This is a genomic window from Paenibacillus sp. FSL R10-2748, from assembly GCF_038005565.1.
GTDB classification, from domain to species: Bacteria; Bacillota; Bacilli; order Paenibacillales; family Paenibacillaceae; genus Paenibacillus; species Paenibacillus polymyxa_B.
Window position 1 is genome coordinate 199,028 of sequence record NZ_JBBOTK010000001.1, and the last position, 17,254, is coordinate 216,281.

General features: G+C 43.4%; 14 protein-coding genes and 1 CRISPR repeat array. All 14 genes read right to left on the bottom strand.

Annotated elements, in window-relative coordinates:
- Complete coding sequence (cas1c, locus tag NSS66_RS00895; protein ID WP_340958261.1) at positions 1–1,032, bottom strand: type I-C CRISPR-associated endonuclease Cas1c; 1,032 nt, start codon at positions 1,030–1,032, stop codon at positions 1–3.
- Positions 1,029–1,688: a CRISPR-associated protein Cas4 gene (gene cas4, locus NSS66_RS00900; protein ID WP_023988275.1), complete on the bottom strand. Its 660-nt coding sequence runs from the start codon at positions 1,686–1,688 to the stop codon at positions 1,029–1,031. The genes cas1c and cas4 overlap by 4 nt, the downstream gene beginning before the upstream one ends.
- Positions 1,675–2,550 (bottom strand): type I-C CRISPR-associated protein Cas7/Csd2, encoded by an 876-nt coding sequence (cas7c, locus tag NSS66_RS00905; RefSeq protein WP_340958262.1) that lies wholly within the window; start codon positions 2,548–2,550, stop codon positions 1,675–1,677. Before cas7c ends, cas4 begins: the two co-directional genes overlap by 14 nt.
- Positions 2,551–2,599: 49 nt before the next feature.
- Entirely contained in the window at positions 2,600–4,540 is a 1,941-nt protein-coding gene (cas8c, locus tag NSS66_RS00910; protein WP_340958264.1) for a type I-C CRISPR-associated protein Cas8c/Csd1, read from the bottom strand.
- Positions 4,537–5,256: a type I-C CRISPR-associated protein Cas5c gene (cas5c, locus tag NSS66_RS00915; RefSeq protein ID WP_023988272.1), complete on the bottom strand. Its 720-nt coding sequence runs from the start codon at positions 5,254–5,256 to the stop codon at positions 4,537–4,539. The genes cas8c and cas5c overlap by 4 nt, the downstream gene beginning before the upstream one ends.
- Before the next feature lie 113 nt (positions 5,257–5,369).
- Positions 5,370–7,853 carry a CRISPR-associated helicase/endonuclease Cas3 gene (locus tag NSS66_RS00920; RefSeq protein WP_071558840.1) on the bottom strand — a complete coding sequence of 828 codons (2,484 nt, stop codon included), beginning with the start codon at positions 7,851–7,853 and terminating at the stop codon, positions 5,370–5,372.
- A gap of 3 nt (positions 7,854–7,856) precedes the next feature.
- Positions 7,857–8,171 carry a hypothetical protein gene (locus tag NSS66_RS00925; RefSeq protein ID WP_071558841.1) on the bottom strand — a complete coding sequence of 105 codons (315 nt, stop codon included), beginning with the start codon at positions 8,169–8,171 and terminating at the stop codon, positions 7,857–7,859.
- 463 nt (positions 8,172–8,634) lie between these two features.
- Positions 8,635–10,088: a CRISPR direct-repeat array (repeat unit 32 nt; unit sequence ATTTCAATCCACGCACTCATATAGAGTGCGAC).
- A 246-nt stretch (positions 10,089–10,334) separates the two neighbouring features.
- Positions 10,335–11,144, bottom strand: a complete 810-nt coding sequence (locus NSS66_RS00930; RefSeq protein WP_023988269.1) for an SDR family oxidoreductase — start codon at positions 11,142–11,144, stop codon at positions 10,335–10,337.
- A 265-nt stretch (positions 11,145–11,409) separates the two neighbouring features.
- Entirely contained in the window at positions 11,410–12,246 is an 837-nt protein-coding gene (locus tag NSS66_RS00935; protein ID WP_028542687.1) for a hypothetical protein, read from the bottom strand.
- A 12-nt stretch (positions 12,247–12,258) separates the two neighbouring features.
- Entirely contained in the window at positions 12,259–13,011 is a 753-nt protein-coding gene (locus NSS66_RS00940) for a vWA domain-containing protein (RefSeq protein WP_013309992.1), read from the bottom strand.
- Between the two features lie 84 nt (positions 13,012–13,095).
- On the bottom strand, positions 13,096–15,141 hold the full coding sequence (locus NSS66_RS00945; RefSeq protein WP_071558842.1) for a hypothetical protein: 2,046 nt from the start codon (positions 15,139–15,141) through the stop codon (positions 13,096–13,098).
- 200 nt (positions 15,142–15,341) lie between these two features.
- The gene (locus NSS66_RS00950; protein WP_013309990.1) at positions 15,342–15,617 is read right to left on the bottom strand and encodes a WXG100 family type VII secretion target; all 276 of its coding nucleotides are present in this window, start codon (positions 15,615–15,617) and stop codon (positions 15,342–15,344) included.
- 248 nt (positions 15,618–15,865) lie between these two features.
- Positions 15,866–16,402, bottom strand: a complete 537-nt coding sequence (locus NSS66_RS00955) for a WXG100 family type VII secretion target (protein WP_023988266.1) — start codon at positions 16,400–16,402, stop codon at positions 15,866–15,868.
- 5 nt (positions 16,403–16,407) lie between these two features.
- Positions 16,408–17,250 (bottom strand): hypothetical protein, encoded by an 843-nt coding sequence (locus NSS66_RS00960; RefSeq protein WP_071558843.1) that lies wholly within the window; start codon positions 17,248–17,250, stop codon positions 16,408–16,410.
- Positions 17,251–17,254: the final 4 nt, after the last annotated feature.

Consider the following 17,254-nt stretch of genomic DNA (forward strand, 5'->3'; position numbering starts at 1 on the left):
CTACTTCCACAAAAATGGAGGGTACTCGTCCAGATCTCCCCGAATATATCTAGCCAAGAGCAAAGCCTGTGAATAGGGCACCAGTCCCCAAGACATTTTCTCATTCAAATAAGGATGAATCATTTTTTCCTGTTTTCGTTCTTGCCATGCCTTCAATACGATTTTCCTCGTATCATCGTCCATCATCACAGCCCCGTTTTCTTTTTTGTAAAATCCTTTCCCATGAATCAATTTTTTGTTAATCAATGTAAGGACAAAACGGTCGGCATATACTCCTCGAAGCTCTTCCATCACCTCCAGTGCCAATGAGGCTCGCCCTGGACGATCTCTATGCAGAAAACCTACATAAGCATCCAGACCGACAGCTTCCAGTGCGGATTTCATATCGTTGGATAACAGTGTATAGGAAAAAGATAATAGGGCATTCACATTATCTAGCGGCGGGCGCTTATGGCGTCCATGGAAATAAAAATCATTTTTTTGCTGCAGGATCAAATCATCCCACACGGAATTGTACTGAACTGCCGCCGTCCCCTCCAAACCGCGTAAAATGTCCAGTTCCTCCACTTCTCGGACTTGCTTCATGATCTTTGTCAAAGAAGCGGTCACCTTCTTCATGCGTTCCGTATCAATACGAAGTGGATAATCCCTCGTTGCCCGTTCCAAAATCCATTTATGGTTATATATTTTGCCTATAATCATATTTCTGGCTACAAGAGCACTTCTTCTATCATCATCGGAAATCCGGTACTGTTCTTTTCTCAGTACCACATTTCCCCGGCTTTCCCCGGTAACTCTCGCCAAGAAGCGTCCGCTTCGTGTCATAAAGGTTAGGTCTATATTGCGTGTTGCACAAGCTCCCATGAGGCCTGGACTGGCCCCTGAATAGCCAAAAGTGCAAACCGCCTCCAAATTGTGCAAAGGATACCGTGCAAGAATGGACTCTTCTTGTTTGATCACGATATTTTCCCCATCTAGTGACAAGTACGTATCTGGCATGGTCACAAATAATGTGTTTAGTAGTTTTTTCATTCAGCTATCCTGCTTTCAATAAAGCTTGAAACTGATTTTTTATTCAATATTTCGGGAACACATATGTTATGTAGTGAGCAGCTCAGGCAGTGTGGTCCCGCTTTGGCTTTAGGTGTATGATTTCGCTCAAAATAATGCCGCATTTCCTGCAAGCTTCTACGCACACGCTCTCGGTCAGCCGCCGTGATGATGACCTCTACACGGTGTTTGATCTCATCGTAATAAAAGTAGCCTTTTGAAATCTCACACACGAGCATTTCTTCAAGACACATCACTTGTGCGACCAATTGTGCATGATCCGAGTCATTTCGTTTTGGTTTGCCACGCTTGTATTCAACAGGAAAAGGAAGGTAGGTACCTTCCTCTCCTGCAAGCGGAACACCAAGGGGATCACATATGAACTCTACCACGTCGCAGATTCCCGTAATTCCAAGCTCTCTGGAATGTATAGGTAACGCGCGTACGATGAGCTTATCCCCTCTTTTTTCACGAATCATGGGCTGATCGGCTTTCCTGTGCAAATGATTGCCCTCAATCGTCCGCACGTTTTCTTCCCATTGCTGCTCAATGTGAATAAGCGCCCACTGTCTTCTACAAAAATTAAAATGCTGTAAACCGGACAGCAGCAAATAATCTTCTTCGTTATAGACCTGCATACTCTTGGACCTCTAAGCCTTCGAGCGGTGTTAATATACATTCATAATGTGTATCAAACGATTTGTCGATTACACTTACATTTTCTTTCGGTTTCACTTCCAAAGATCGGTGTACTTTAGCAGATGAGTATTTTCCGAGTTTGGAATTGTGCTCCCACCAATAGACTTTATGAACCTCCATACTACCGTCAGGACGAGCGGATGAGACATCATTCTCAAATAACGAAATCAGCGCATCCTTGATCTTTCCAGCATCTTCGTTGGTAAACCCTGTTTTTTCAGCTAGTTGTGTATTGATGCTTCCTTTGAAAAGGTACACGCCGAAATCCACCCGATGCTTCATCCCCATCGTATCGGAACCTCTTTCTTTCCCTGGTTCGGAGTTTACACTTTTTGTAATTTGCATACTTGTAATATCAATAGGATCTATACTGGTTGCCGTATGTATAGATACAGGCCCTCTTACCCCAACGGACACTCCTGCTCCCTTACTCGCCGCCTTGAACGCAAATACTTGACCGAAGCTACGAACATCTATCCATTCCTGACAGGCAATTTTAGCAAATTCATCACTTGAGCCTTCCTTGCCCTTGAAGAATTTTTCCAATTCAGGATTGGCATCTGCACGTTCTCTTAAACTATTAAAAGCATCCGAATTACGATCATTCGATTGAACAAAAATAGACTCTCCCATGTCTTGCAGACGATTTCTCAATTTCCGTTTCAGAGCCACATCTGAAATCTCACCATAACCATCATAATTTTGCCGCGGACGATTACCATTCAGGGGATCGCCATTGGGATTTGCTCTAGTAACCGACAATACAACTGCGAAATCAATTTTGTGATCCAACACGGACATATGATTACTCTCCTTTAATGTACCCACATATTTTTAAAGTTACTTAGGATTATTGCTGTTCATTCATGTCTAAGGTGTTGTTCTCTTTGTTGTCGTTATTACCCTCAAGATCTTTTTTAAGATTATTATGGTAGATTTCATAGCGTTGGCTACTGAGTCCTAACAAGTATTTCCCGGTCAATGGTTTATTGTTGAATTCGTTGAAGGGGATTTTGTGAAGCACTTCATCAATCATATTGGAATAATAGCTTAAGCGTTTACCAAGTCTGGCCTGATGTGGCTGCAAGGCATTCTGAATGGTCCTCCAGGTTCTTTCTGGATGTTGTGAGAATGCATTCATATATCGGATTGCATTCGTAGATCGCTTCTCATCCTTGTCTAATGCGCTTCGTTCCATCACATCTGCTATCGCCAACAATCTGCCAAATAAATAACTACGATCCATATTATCTTTATCTAATGCCACATTGTATCCCTCCCGTTGGTTAACCAAAGCACATGTCACGCTCAGTGTTTTCTCCCATTCCCACTTGTCCATGGATACCGGGCTAGAGGCGCGGTTAATAGCACTCCTCACAATATCCTGAGGAATGTTTTGACCATCTACTATACAGGGGAGCATTCGTTCCATCAAACCCTTAACGAGTTTATCATTAGCCTTTGAACCGTATGCTGCGAAAGCAATATCTTTCGTTGCTGGAGCACCCCAAAATTGTAAATATTCACCTTGCTCATCCTTCTGATAGCGATGAAGCCATACACAGGTGGAATGCCAGTGAATAAGCTTTTCAAAATACAATTTTTTATCCAAATTCCGATAATAGATCACAGCCATCCGTCCTGTTGTTGCTGAGTCAAGTACAAGAATATTGACTTTTGCTTTGGAACTAGATTTGACAGCTAGTGTATTGGCATAACCCGTTAACGCTTTGGCTAATTCAAAAGCAAACTCTTCGTTTGTATGACTTTTTATTTCTTTAGCCTTGGATGGCAAGCCCATTGCAAAGATATTATCATTTTCGGTAAAATTCAGAATACTCGGTTCATCATTTCCCCACACTAGAAAAACACGTTGCTCCATGACTTTACCTTGACGGTTAATGAGCCATTTTAAGGCATTATGAGCCTTTTGAGATACTTCATAACTGATACTTGCAGCTTCATGACTGTGGGCAAATCGTCCTCTGAACGTGAATCCACTCGTATCATTGGCGGAAATCAACTTCGCCTTATCCCCGGAATTTCTGATTTTATTGGCATGCTTATCTGTGCTAGGGAGCTGCTTTCCAGTAACATAGCAAATGTCTTCTTCTCCCAGCAACTGGCTATAGTAACCAACAAATGAATCATACATTTCTTTATCTTCCCAAACTTTAGCTAAAACTTTATCTGGAGAGTACACATTAAAACGAATGAATACGCTCTCTTGTTCACCAGGAACCGCTGTAAATATAGGTGGTTTTTCCCCATGTATAGGTTCGTACTTCTTGTCCCATGTACTTATTAATTTCTGATTCGCATCAAGATATAAAATCGACTCGTCTACTAAGTCTTTAATCAGGCGGCGCTTGCTTAAGTAACGATATATGCTTTTCACCTTAGAAGTTGCATAATCTGAAGTAGCCCAGCCTTCTAACTGCTGAATATAAGCAGAAAATGGCTCTTCTTTTTTTATTTTTCCACCATATGCTACAAAATCTCCGGCAACATAGCTTAATTTATCATGCAGCGGATAAGGCGATATGACAGAGCCGGCTCTACTGGCGGATTTTTCAGTAGAAGGAATCAATGTACTAAACTCATTTTTATCCAATATCCTGGCTGAATGAAAATCACCTTGTTCTGTAACTTCGACTTCGATCTGCGCATTTTGGGTCGTGTGGGAAATAGGCAACAATGTATATTCACGATCATTATGTTTCTTCTCAATCACACCAACATGGTCAAGATTAGATTCATACGTTTCATATAAATTTAACAACCAGCTCATTTAATTTCCCACCCTTCCCATTGCGCAAGCAGCTCATCAGCGGATTGAACGTTATTTTCATTAAACCGTTTAGGTTGCATATTCGCTATTGTGCGAACTTGTGTGCATTCTTCCGGCCGAATAAAATCAATGACTCCGTCCTTCATTACTGGATTCCACAAACGGACTTCCATTTGATCCCTGCCTGTCTCATCTGGATAGTTAATCCCATGTACCATATTGCCTAAATGAATGTCACCATAATTATCGTAGAAACCTGCTTCTATACCAAATTCACAAGGCTCTACATAAGCTTGACATTCTCGTGTACCTAGAAAAATATCTCTACGTCCACCAGCAAGTAATGATCGCTTGAGAATGTTATGATGCTTATTCTCATTACGGTCATATTCCATCTCGGGACGATGCGGATTAAATACAAAATGAGCCTGAACCTCATAACAGGGATCTTTCAAGTAAGTATAATTAGCAAGGGTATTACCACCGCCATATTCGATGGGGCGAACGCCTTTGGATTCCATCCGAATAGCATGAAGAACACGAACTTTGTCTATTACCATCATAATCGTAGGCTTCCAATAAATACTTTCGACAATACCTTTTAACGCCTGATATGTTGGGACACTATAAGTTAATTTCTCACCACCAAGTTTGGTTAGTGGATCTGTGAACAGTGCATAATCTCCATAAACTTTAAATTCGATCGCATTTCTCAACTAGCATTTACCTCCTTTCTATGACTATTTTTTCTAAACCCAGTACCAGAATATTACTTTTGGCAGGGTCAGTCAATGTAGAATATAAGTCCCTAGACCCAATTAAAGTGTTTTTAAAGGATAAATCTACTATGCAGACTGTCATTTTCAAGATTAAGTCCATAACTGTCATCATAAGCTCCATCGGTTAGTGCATATATTTTTCCATCCAAAAAAGAAACTAACCCCTTATTTTGATCTAATCGGTCTTTCTCATAGTTAAATATATTAATAGTGAATTGTTGTGCCCTGCGTAACAAATCGGTAAGGTCTTCTATGCTTTGCTGTCCATTTAGGTCCGCGATGATCTCCTTTCCTTCTTTTTCTCCATCCCCATAAGGAACAATTACCGCCGTAGTATGATCCTCAATGACTTGAAAATGGTCCGCTGCAGTCCTATAGCTATTCGCTAAGAATAAGGGAAGAATCGTCTCATTTTCTTTGCAATAAGATTGAAAATAAGTATTTTCTATACGATTGGCATATAATAGTTCAGTCATGTTTTTTCTCAATTTAGGAATAAAATAATTTAAGTCGGTCTTTAACTCGGAATAATATTTTTGAAAATATATTTCCATGGACTGAGCTGATAATACGTTTCCGCCTAAGCAAGTTTTGTTACGTTTTAAGTCAATGAACATTTTTCTGGAAATCTCTTTACCTATTCTGATTTCTTTTAATCGCTTGAGATCTTCTTCTTCATGGTCAATGACATATACTTGCTTCATTCTATCTTCTCCGTGGCGATTACATCTGCCCGCCGCCTGAGCAATGGAATCCAAACCAGCCAAGGACCGAATGACACACTTAAAACTGATATCCACTCCCGCTTCAATTAATTGTGTACTGATGCAAACGACAGGCTCTTTATGTTGCAGGTGATTTTTAACTTTCTCCAATATGGAATTGCGATGAGCTGGACACATGGATGTACTTAAATGGTAGATCGGGACTGTACCGCTTTCTTCTTTTAATCTGTGATATAGGTTTTTCACCACTGTTTTTGTATTTAAAATAACGAGCACGCTTTGTTCATCAGCAAGTCTTTCCTCAACAAAGTCGGCAAGTTTCTCCGTATTAAATTTCATATCCGTTGCTTTATCCACAATTTCAACCCGCTTAAACGCTTCTATAACATGGTTCAGGTCATGCACCATTTCTGCATCTGGTTCGATCTCTAGCTTGTTATGTACAAAATCCAATTCGGGTTGTGTAGCCGTGCAGAGAACAATACCTGAATGAGCATATGTTTTCAAAAAATTCACTGCTTGATTAAATAATGAAATACAGTGAGTAGGAACTTTTTGTACTTCATCAAAAATAATGACAGACTCGCTTAAATTGTGAAGTCTACGAATATTTCTACTGCCGCCAGCATAAAAAACATTTAAAAATTGCACCATTGTGGTGAAAATGATCGGCGAATCCCAATTGTCCTTAGCCAGCTTTAATTTTTGGCGCGTACTCACAACTACATCTTCAAGCTCATTACTCTCTCCCTCTTCTACATCGTCCATGACCACATTAGAATGATGTTCCAGAATATTCGCATCGTCCACTATTATTTCGCGAACTTCTCGGGCATTTTGTTCAATAATGGTCGTAAATGGAACGACATAAATAATATGTTTCTTCTTAAATGTTACAGCATGTTTTAAGGCATAACGAAAGCTGGCGAGCGTCTTTCCACCGCCTGTGGGGATCGAGAGCGTATGTATTCCAGAGGGCCTTTCTGCAAACTGTTCGCATTGTTCGGACATTTCTTTTCGAAGTAGATTAATAGGTGTATTGGCATCCTTGGCTGCTTGTAGGGATTTGATGTGCATCATTAATTTTTCGTAATACTCATGAAATAACATTTGGTGATTCATTGCTTCAACTGCGATCTTATCGCCTGTGTTCTTATTTTCTTCAAAGCAGCGAGTATTGGTTCGATCTGCATCGATCAAAGCGCTAAACACAAACTTGGATAAATACATCAATTTGAGTTCAAAATCTGCCTCATCATCTCGGTTCATATATTGATCCAACTCAGCCTTTGCTTGATTCACATAATCAAAAAATGTAGATTTCTCCATGACCTGCTTATAGAAAAACGCTACTGCATCTTCAAACCCTTCTATCTCTAGGTCACGCACCCGATACAAAAATCTTGATTCCAGCTGTGGGGTTAAAAAATCCTGCAAATAAGAATGGTGTGAAATAATAGCGTTTGCTACAACTTCGGTCAATACATATTTGATAAATAAATCCTGCTTATCGAATGTGCCTTTAGGTTGAATGTGAAAAAGATTAAATAATAACTTTCCACCCGCACTAGAATGATCTACACTTCCTCGTTTCGGTGGATTGTCAGGATTTTGTACCGCCAAACGTATGTAATTTTGAAACTTTTCCGTGTACTTCCCCAAGTCATGAAGCATGCCAGCGAGTCCGGTGATATGTCGAATACCTATTTTGTCTCCATAGGCTTCAGCTACTTGTCGGGTTTCCAATAGATGTTCAGCAACCGTTTGAATCTCTTGGTCGCTTTCCCGTATGTGGGCGATATATTGCATTTTTTAATCTCCTTTAGTTTTCTTCGTGAATAACCTCTTCCAAGTAATGACTAACCACATCGGAAGCCAAAAAAGCATAAATAAAATATAGATCGCAGCAATAACACCTTTCTGACCTATTAAATGATAAAGATCATGTAGAGCTTGATAAAGACCCTCTCTAGCTGTTGACAGTTCCTCATCGTTTTCCTCTGGGTTCTCTTGCTGCATTTCCTGTGCACGTTCAGTTAATTCCTTAGATACAAACCAATATCCCACGATAAGGCCTATACCTAGATAGATATAAAAATATAAACCAGGAATGAATAATAAATTCATCTATTTTCCTCCTATGAGCAAATACTTAAACTGTATAATCGTGCCTTAAGGTAAATAGCGACAGCATCTAGAATCCACACTTGGACATTTCCCGTTGTTAAGTGAATTCATAGATAGTGCTAATATAATTGTCCTAGTGTTGTAATTTCTCTTCCTTTCCTCTCTTATCTACTTAATTCAAGGATTACGGTTTCACATCCACAGCTCTATATTCATTTTATGACTTTTAGGTGGTTATTGAAGGAGACTTATATTCCGCTTAAAATACTAGATTCTCTTCTACTTACTAATCATATTAGATCTATTCTCGTTATGTAAACAAATATTATTTTAAATCATGTGGAAATAGTATTTTTAGAGAGAACTAAACTAATAATCTTAAAGTTCATAACACAAATTATATTGGCTCCAATCATGTAAAGTCTGCTGAGAGTTGTTATGCAAGGTTACGAACACTATAGATACTTCAATCCACATACTCGTATAGAGTACGACATGTGAGGCATTGCTTAATTAACATTTGTCAGAATTTCAATCCACGCACTCATATAAAGTGCGACTGTGTTTACGATGGATTACTGGGAGGGTAATGCATTTCAATCCACTCACTCATATAGAGTGCGACACTGACTTCAACGACAAAGCGCTAAGGGACCATTACATTTCAATCCACGCACTCATATAGAGTGCGACTTGACCCTCGTTATATCGGTTTTTACAGGCCGCACGAGGATTTCAATCCACGCACTCATATAGAGTGCGACACTTGCTGCAGGAATGTTTCTATATTACGCGCTGCGATTTCAATCCACGCACTCATATAGAGTGCGACGGCTGAAGAACAGAACTTTAAAGATATTCTAAATATTTCAATCCACGCACTCATATAGAGTGCGACTGCCAGGCATAACGGATTAAGCCCCATAGGGGATAAATTTCAATCCACGCACTCATATAGAGTGCGACACGCTCGGTGTGAGCGTGTTTCTTTACGTGATCGAGATTTCAATCCACGCACTCATATAGAGTGCGACGCATAAGCAACCGCCTCAACACCAACTTTGTGCAATTTCAATCCACGCACTCATATAGAGTGCGACTGCTCGCTTCACCTGTGATGATGCCTTTGTCCATCAAATTTCAATCCACGCACTCATATAGAGTGCGACCGTAACCGTCCCGTTGCTAGGAACCGAGATTAACAATTTCAATCCACGCACTCATATAGAGTGCGACAGATGCTATAGAAGAGATCAAACCGGCACACTTAATTTCAATCCACGCACTCATATAGAGTGCGACTTAAGGCAGGGAGGAAACTTTATGGGGAGTAATACTAATTTCAATCCACGCACTCATATAGAGTGCGACCTGCTCACCGTGAGACGGATACACAAGCCAGCCTGTCATTTCAATCCACGCACTCATATAGAGTGCGACTCTTCGTATCTCCGCACGCTTGCGACTGCGCCGTTATTTCAATCCACGCACTCATATAGAGTGCGACCAGTTCGTTCGCTAGGTAAAAGCAGATAACTGCATTTTATTTCAATCCACGCACTCATATAGAGTGCGACAACAACACTCCGGTATGCATATGAACAGTTTACTGATTTCAATCCACGCACTCATATAGAGTGCGACTTTATAGCTCCGTTTGATAAGCTCCGTTTTAAATGGATTTCAATCCACGCACTCATATAGAGTGCGACCTCCGAGGAGGGCGAAGTCTTACGCGTCGGTCTCGAAGTATTTCAATCCACGCACTCATATAGAGTGCGACGGTCAACTACGATGTCCTTGCCCGTCGTCAAATCATTTCAATCCACGCACTCATATAGAGTGCGACGCCGTCACGCAGACAAGCCATCAATGGTTCGAAGACATTTCAATCCACGCACTCATATAGAGTGCGACAGCGAAAATGAAGGAATTCATACCCTAATGATATCAATTCCATGCATTTTCGAAAAAAACGATGCCAAAAAAGCTTGAATCGACTATTGACTTCTAACGAAGAAAGCTAATCCGAATCCATTTCGACAAATTTCGAGGTGCGAAGGACCCGGGGTTTTTATGTGAGCTTCACATTCGCACCGTAACCAAGACAATACACTCAGGATACCACAAAACATTTCTCCGTCCCAGAGCATGCTCTATTTTCTAAAACAATAACGACTCTGCCCCATCAATTACAATTTGTGCACCAGTAATGTGACGCGAATGATCTGAGGCCAAAAATGTCACCAAATCAGCTACCTGCTCGGGTTGACCCGGTCCATCTGCCAACGGTTGCCCTCCTTCGGGAAACTTGACGGGGATGGTAATTTGCTTTAACCCTTCCGATTTCTCCGTGGTTTCATCAATATTGGTCGAAATGGCCCCAGGATAGATGACATTGACACGAATACGGAACTTAGCCAGCTCCAGCGCAGCCATTTTAGCAAAACCGGTTTGACCCGCCTTCGATGTACTGTAGGCTGACATCCCAAAGCTGGTAAAGCGCTGATTTCCATTAATGGAGCTGGTAATAATAATGCTGCCGCCACCGTTCTTTTTCAAATGTGGTATTGTATACTTCACCGTCAGGAAGGTACCATCCAGATTCGTGGACAATGTTTGCCGCCAATCCTCAATGCTCAGATCCTCGATCGGTCCGACGACCCCGTTAATCCCGGCATTAGCAAAAATGATATGCAGACCGCCAAATAATTCAACCGCTTCCAGAACTGCTTTTTCCACACGCACCGGATCAGCAATGTCCACGTCAAATGCCCGAGCTGATCCTTCACGTATGGCATTAATTTCTCTTTCCGTCTCCAAAATGCGCTCATTACTTACGTCAAAAAGAGCGACATTCGCTCCTTCTCTGGCCATTTGAATGGCCGTTGCCTTTCCAATCCCAGAACCAGCCCCCGTGATTAGAGCGGTTTTGCCTTCAAAGCGCGCGCCTCCTGCATATGTGTAGCTCATATGTATCGCTCCCTTTCAGTAATCTGTATAATCACAAGATTACCCAAAAGGATATACTTTATAATCACCATTTTTGCGCATTTTTTGCTATTCCTTTGCGGTATTTAAGAAAAGGACGAATATTACGCGCATTAGCGCGTCTTTCCTTCTCCTCCTCGTTACATTCTATAAATATCTTAACGAATCGTATTTTTCTATGTATTCATCAAAAAAAGGACGTTATACAACCATGGATATGGATGCATACGTCCTTTTGCTTATTCATTTACCACTGAAGCTCAATAAATGCAGCATCATCATCAAGTCCCCCGGTATGGGATGCGTCCAATAATACCTGTATCTGCTCATCAGGGACAGGCTCGCGAATGGGGTCCAAATCGGATAAACCGTCCGTATACACCTGTAATCTCATAGGCATATCTGCGGGTATGCTTCTTTCGTACCAATGAGGCTTCCCACCAATCGGCCCACGACTTGTAGACCAGCGCTCCGATGTAGAAAAGGTATGATCGAACAGCTCGCTAATTTCCTCGGCACCGTTCCATAGTCGCAAACGTGAATCCCCTTGCCAGGCAAGTCGGAGACGGCCACGGCTACCACGCTTCGGCAGTTCGATTTTACCGCAAATATACATGGACTGGCTTCCCTGACGACGTTTATCTTCCAATACCGACCGCATTAAGCCTGATTCATGATCCAAAGGCTGCCGATCCAGTTCCTCTGCCGCTGTACCTGCCAAACGTTCAAGGTACACTCTTAACTGATCAACAGACAGATCTTGTCCCCGTTCCATCCAATCCAGTAAAGAGGAACCCAGATAGCGGGCTGCAAAATCTCCTCGGTAACTGAGCCCGACACCATCACACAAGACAAAACAACAGACGGATTTATGAATACGTACTGCGGCGAAATCCTGTCCGCTTTCCCCCATACTGGCAGATTCGGCAGATCTTCCATAGCCATAACGACACATAAAACGACTGTGATGAGATGATAAAGGCTGATCGCCTGTCTGAGAGCTTATGTAAGCAAATTGCTGAGTCAGCCTTGCATTCATTCCCTTTTTTTTGCTCGCGGGGAGCAGGGACAGCAGTGGATTCATGCTTTTACCTCCTTACCGTACAGGCGTTGCAGCCGACATTTGGAACCCAATGGACACCAGTTCCGCACAGGTTCCGGGCAGCATCATAATGGCTCCTTCACCTAACTGATAATCCGCCTCAAATAGCATTTCCCGATAGCTTTCAGGCAGCACAGAAGACATATCACGCAATTTCACAGCATGTTCATCCTGCAACGGCGTATTATGTGTCAGACCTTTCCATCGACGGGGGTCCTGAATAGGCGTTTCCAGCAACCTGTCGGATAAAAATATATTTTCCACCAGTACATTACCGTCCGGTACACTCATGCTCATAATGCGCTTCGCAATCGGTTCCGGATCATCGCCAGTGGAAACCCCATCTGTCATATGACAGACCAAAGGTGCAGGACAGTCCTGCATCCCTGGTAATTCTGCCTGCAAAATACGCTCAGCTTGCAGGAAGGCTTTTGCTGAATCTGAAAATCGTTTGGGTGTCAAATCGGGCAACGAACCAATGGCCGCGATTTCATCAATTCCCTTGACACCATTCAGCAGGTCATACACGTCGTCACTATAAGCTAAAATCGCAATCCGATAGCGTGCTGTCAGCCGATTTCCTTTGGTTGATCGGAAAACCATCTGCCGGATCGCCAACGATATAGCTTCATATACAACGTCAATACGCCGCCGCCCCTCCATCAGCATGTTCATCGACGCGCTGATGTCAATCAGGTAAATGATCAGGGCGGGAGTGCGTTGTGAAGCCTGTATTGTATAATTCATGGTTTGTACATGCTCCCCTCAGTTACCTTCTATCTTCATCTGTTTTGTAGCTATCATTCCGCCCATATATAAACATATGAAATATTAAATTTTAGGCAGTCTAAAATTCGTATCGCCTAAAAAATTATAGATCGAGGAAGCCCGATATCCCACTTCGCCTACCGAACGATAATAAGAAGGATTACTATCATATAGTGTTCTAAAACGCTTCGCAAAGCTCTTTGCCTTCGCAGCGCTTCCACCTTCCTGAGAGGCATATGCCTTGTTGTACAGGGAAATAAGCTGAAGAACGTTCTCCTTGTTTCGTGCATGCATAGACTCTTTTTGCTTTTGTTCCGCCTCGGCTGCTGCCTTACGAGCTGCCTCTTCCTGGGCGGCACGGGTTTCCTGCTCCTTTTTCAAAGCCAAGTATTTTTCATACTTTGCCTGTTGATCATACGCTTTTTGCTTCGCCAACTTGGCAGCCGCCTGCTTATTTTGTTCCTTTTGGGCGAGATAAGCTTCATATTTAACCTGTTGATCGATAAGGGCTTGCTGTCTCTTCTGCTCTTCCTGTTGCTTTTGAGCGGCAAGTACCTGCTGTTTGGCCTGCTGTTCCGCTTCCTGGCGTTGTTTCTCCGTCAGCAATTTTTGAGCGGCTTCCTGCTCGGCTGCCAGCTTTTCCTCGGCCGCCTTTGCAGCCTTCGCTGCCTCTTCCTGCTTGGCCGCCTCGATTTGACGCTGATTGGACTGATCTGCAAGAATATTCACGGCTGGGATTCCAGCTGCCAACAGAACGACTGCGGCCGCAGTTGTCACGATAAACGCTTTGGAGCGATACCAGGCTTTTGATTTTTCAGGTTGCTCCGGCGTCTTGGGATTCAACTGCTCCTCTAGCCCTGTGATCGCAGCCGACACCTCCACATGCAGAGGACTGCCATCTTCTACAAAATGATACAACGACCGGTATACTTCCAGCGCTGCAGCAGGTTTGTTTTGCTGCTCCAAATCACGTGCCTGTCGGAACAGCTTGTCCGTTACCCCACGCTCTCCCTGCTCCAGGGCAGCCTGATTTAGCAATGCAGCCTGTTCAGCCTTGAGCGGTGCAGGCGCTGACAAAGAGGGTGCAGCTTCACTGGCAAGACCGCCCACCGCTGCCGATTCTATTGTTTCTGTCGCAACAGGCTCCGGTTCTATAGCCTCAACTGGAATTTCCTGCTCAGTAACCGCATTAAGTACAACCAGCCATTCGCCAAAAGTAGGGCAACTGCTTAAATCCTGACTATCCCAGGCGCGGCTGAACAATTCTACCACCTTGCTGCCCCAACGGGATTCAAGTGATTTTCGTAAAATAAAATAACGTTCGCAAGGCGTCTGCATTTCATGCTGATCAAAATAACTCTCGCCCCACGCTTTGTCGACTACAACACGGTCAGACCAGCCCAGCATTTCTCCTATAATAATTGCCCCTGCAAAACGGTCTGCATACGCACTCCATAACCCGCTGTGGACGGTACGATGTGCGGCATACCCTGGCGAACCTGCCAATAGAGCGTCTGGACGATCCATTTTAGTACTATACATTTGTTCCACGTCCACCAATTCCACAGCTGACGTGCCTTGAGGCAGTTCCACTTCAGAAAAAAACGGAAGCATCACATTTGGCGCCGATAAATCACAGTGCGCCAATCCTTTTTGCTCCATAGCTGAACCGATCCCTGCCAATGCTCTGGCTAAAGCCAGACTATCGGAAGCCTCAAGCTGACGCTGATCTGTGAGACAATCGAACCATGTCATACCGTGAACCCATGGCATCAGCACCGCATACAGCAAATCAGGCTGCTCGGCGATCAGACTTCCGTTTCTTTCTGGAGTGAGCACATCACGCTTGCATACCTGCAAACCGGGAATATCCCCGTATGCTTCCATATGCTCAGATTGATAAACCATAGCCGGGATGCGGAACTTCGGAAAAAACACTTTAAGGGCTTTTGCCTCATGCGGTGCTCCGTTTTTGGCATTCAGTTGGTATACAATTCCCTGCCGCCCTGCTTGGGCATAGGCTAAACCGGGTGCAGCGGGATGTCGTCCAACCACATAAGCTGTGCCGTTTATGATCAATTCGTCTCCCGGATTCGGTTGAAAAGACATGAAACATCCCTCTCCTTACATCATTCAGTATGCTAGTTTTCCTCACCTTATTATATACATCTATGGATGGCAAGAAAACCGGGTATCCGAAGATCGCCCGGTTTTTCCTGAACATCCTGTGCCAAACCGTGAGGAATGGCTCACATATTGCTTCTTATAGAGTGGTATATGACAAGTTAATGCCTATCAGGCAAGGCAACTTATTTCGTTTGGTCAACCGTACGGAATTTGTTAGCGATAGCTGTCAATTCTTGGCTGATGCTGTTCAAAGTCGTTACGAAAGCTTGCATTTGTTTGCTAGCTTCCTGAAACTCTTGGAAGAAGCGTTGTTTAGTCATACCTTCCCATTGACCTTCCATACCTGAGATGGACTGTGTCAAACTGGAAACGATCTGTTGGCTTTGCTCACCACTTTGTTTAAATTGGTTAGCCACCTGATCAACCTGTTCTGGGGTAATTAAAATGCGTCCTGCCATTTTTTGCGTCCTCCTTGATGATAAAAATGTTTTTGTTTTATCTAGTTCAAATTGTACTATGGCTATTTAATTCCCTACAAAAGGCAAAGGACCTAATTGTAACAATCCCACTTTTTAACTATAAAACAGCACCTAACAGTATAATATTAACAAAACAACCACCTAATAAGTCCCATAAAGTCGGGAACTGCGAAACGAATCAAGTAAATTTTGCAGTCGATCCAGATTGTCCCGGAACGCGATCCCAACTAAGCGACAGGCTGATCTCTTGTTGTAGACGGATCAGTAAAATACCAATCCTGCGGACTGCTAGAAGACGCCTGCATCAGAATATCCTGATGCAACGTTTCTACATCCGAAGACTGTACACCAGCAATGGCATGTACGACAGACTGCGGGTTTGAAATCAGACTGCCTGTTTCCGAAGCTTGCCCAGGCAGAATAGACGGTGATTGCTGATTCGACCAATCGAGCATTGTGACGGGTCGTCCCAATGGTTGGCTGGCAAATGACAGAATCGTTTGATAGTTGTGATCAACAGACTGAAACTGCTCTGCCTTTCGGTTCAGTTGTGTACCTGATGTATGGAGGTAAGCATGAATCTGTTCTGACATCCGCTTGGCCTGCATCCAATGATTCAAGATCGCCTCGCGTGCAGATACATCCCAATCCAGCGATTGTAACGCCTGCTCCAAACCTGCTGTTAACTGTTGAATTTGCTCCGCCGCATGCTGTAGCTGCCCGCTAAGCCCCCGAAGCACATCCGGTTCAACTCGAATGCGCATATCCATCACCCTTCTTCTGTCACTTCTTCATTCACTGCCGACTGTTTCAACCAATTTAATAATAAATCCACAAACTGATCCCTTGAAGCCATAGCTGCAATCAGCCAGTCTCCGTTACCACTTGAGCTCATCCGAAATATCCAGTTCATTGCAGGACACAGGACAAAGGCTGCCCGTTGTGATTCCCACTCTCTGCCGTTCCATACCAGCAATTGCAGTTCTCCTTCGGCTACACGAGAACTCAAAGACTGAGCCAGTCTTGCAGCCCCCTCTGCATCTCCGCTAGCCTCGGTCAGTTTACTGCTGATCAGAGACACACTTTCTCCTGCCGATTGCTCGTAAATTTTATTAAATGCCTGCTTGGAGAACATAAGTGCGGGGGATTCAGGCACAAGTCGATCTACCCAACCCATTTTATCAATCAATGTCTCGCAAGCCTTTTCCACATTTCCCAGATCGTACAGTCGATACTCATCGGGTTCATCAGCGGATTTCACGAGTTCCACTACACGCTCGTTCGTGCAATGGAGATAGCCTTCAAACCGCTTACCTCCCCGCACATAGCGTATACGGCAAGCCCTGTTGGATAATCCCGCGATAGCGACTCTTGAAAAAACGGTAGGAGGCATTGCTAGCTCTTTGCCCTTATCTACCTGCTTTAGATACCCCTTTTCCAAAAGAGTAGCTTTTACCTGCTCCCACTCTTCCGCCAACTCCTCTGCTAGATAGCCCTTAAACGGATCTTCCACCCCAAGCAGTCTGTCAGAACCCAGTACGCCTGCCAGAAAAAACAGTTCCTTCGCCTTGAGGGTTATTAACTTCTGCTTGGAAGCTTGAAACGTTAACATTATG

Coding starts and splice junctions, on each gene's coding strand:
- NSS66_RS00960 (WP_071558843.1), bottom strand. CDS start 17,250: ATGTTAACGTTTCAAGCTTCCAAGCAGAAGTTAATAACCCTCAAGGCG.
- cas4 (WP_023988275.1), bottom strand. CDS start 1,688: ATGCAGGTCTATAACGAAGAAGATTATTTGCTGCTGTCCGGTTTACAG.
- NSS66_RS00940 (WP_013309992.1), bottom strand. CDS start 13,011: ATGAATTATACAATACAGGCTTCACAACGCACTCCCGCCCTGATCATT.
- cas7c (WP_340958262.1), bottom strand. CDS start 2,550: ATGTCCGTGTTGGATCACAAAATTGATTTCGCAGTTGTATTGTCGGTT.
- NSS66_RS00920 (WP_071558840.1), bottom strand. CDS start 7,853: ATGCAATATATCGCCCACATACGGGAAAGCGACCAAGAGATTCAAACG.
- NSS66_RS00935 (WP_028542687.1), bottom strand. CDS start 12,246: ATGAATCCACTGCTGTCCCTGCTCCCCGCGAGCAAAAAAAAGGGAATG.
- NSS66_RS00955 (WP_023988266.1), bottom strand. CDS start 16,402: ATGCGCATTCGAGTTGAACCGGATGTGCTTCGGGGGCTTAGCGGGCAG.
- NSS66_RS00930 (WP_023988269.1), bottom strand. CDS start 11,144: ATGAGCTACACATATGCAGGAGGCGCGCGCTTTGAAGGCAAAACCGCT.
- cas8c (WP_340958264.1), bottom strand. CDS start 4,540: ATGAGCTGGTTGTTAAATTTATATGAAACGTATGAATCTAATCTTGAC.
- NSS66_RS00950 (WP_013309990.1), bottom strand. CDS start 15,617: ATGGCAGGACGCATTTTAATTACCCCAGAACAGGTTGATCAGGTGGCT.
- cas1c (WP_340958261.1), bottom strand. CDS start 1,032: ATGAAAAAACTACTAAACACATTATTTGTGACCATGCCAGATACGTAC.
- NSS66_RS00945 (WP_071558842.1), bottom strand. CDS start 15,141: ATGTCTTTTCAACCGAATCCGGGAGACGAATTGATCATAAACGGCACA.
- NSS66_RS00925 (WP_071558841.1), bottom strand. CDS start 8,171: ATGAATTTATTATTCATTCCTGGTTTATATTTTTATATCTATCTAGGT.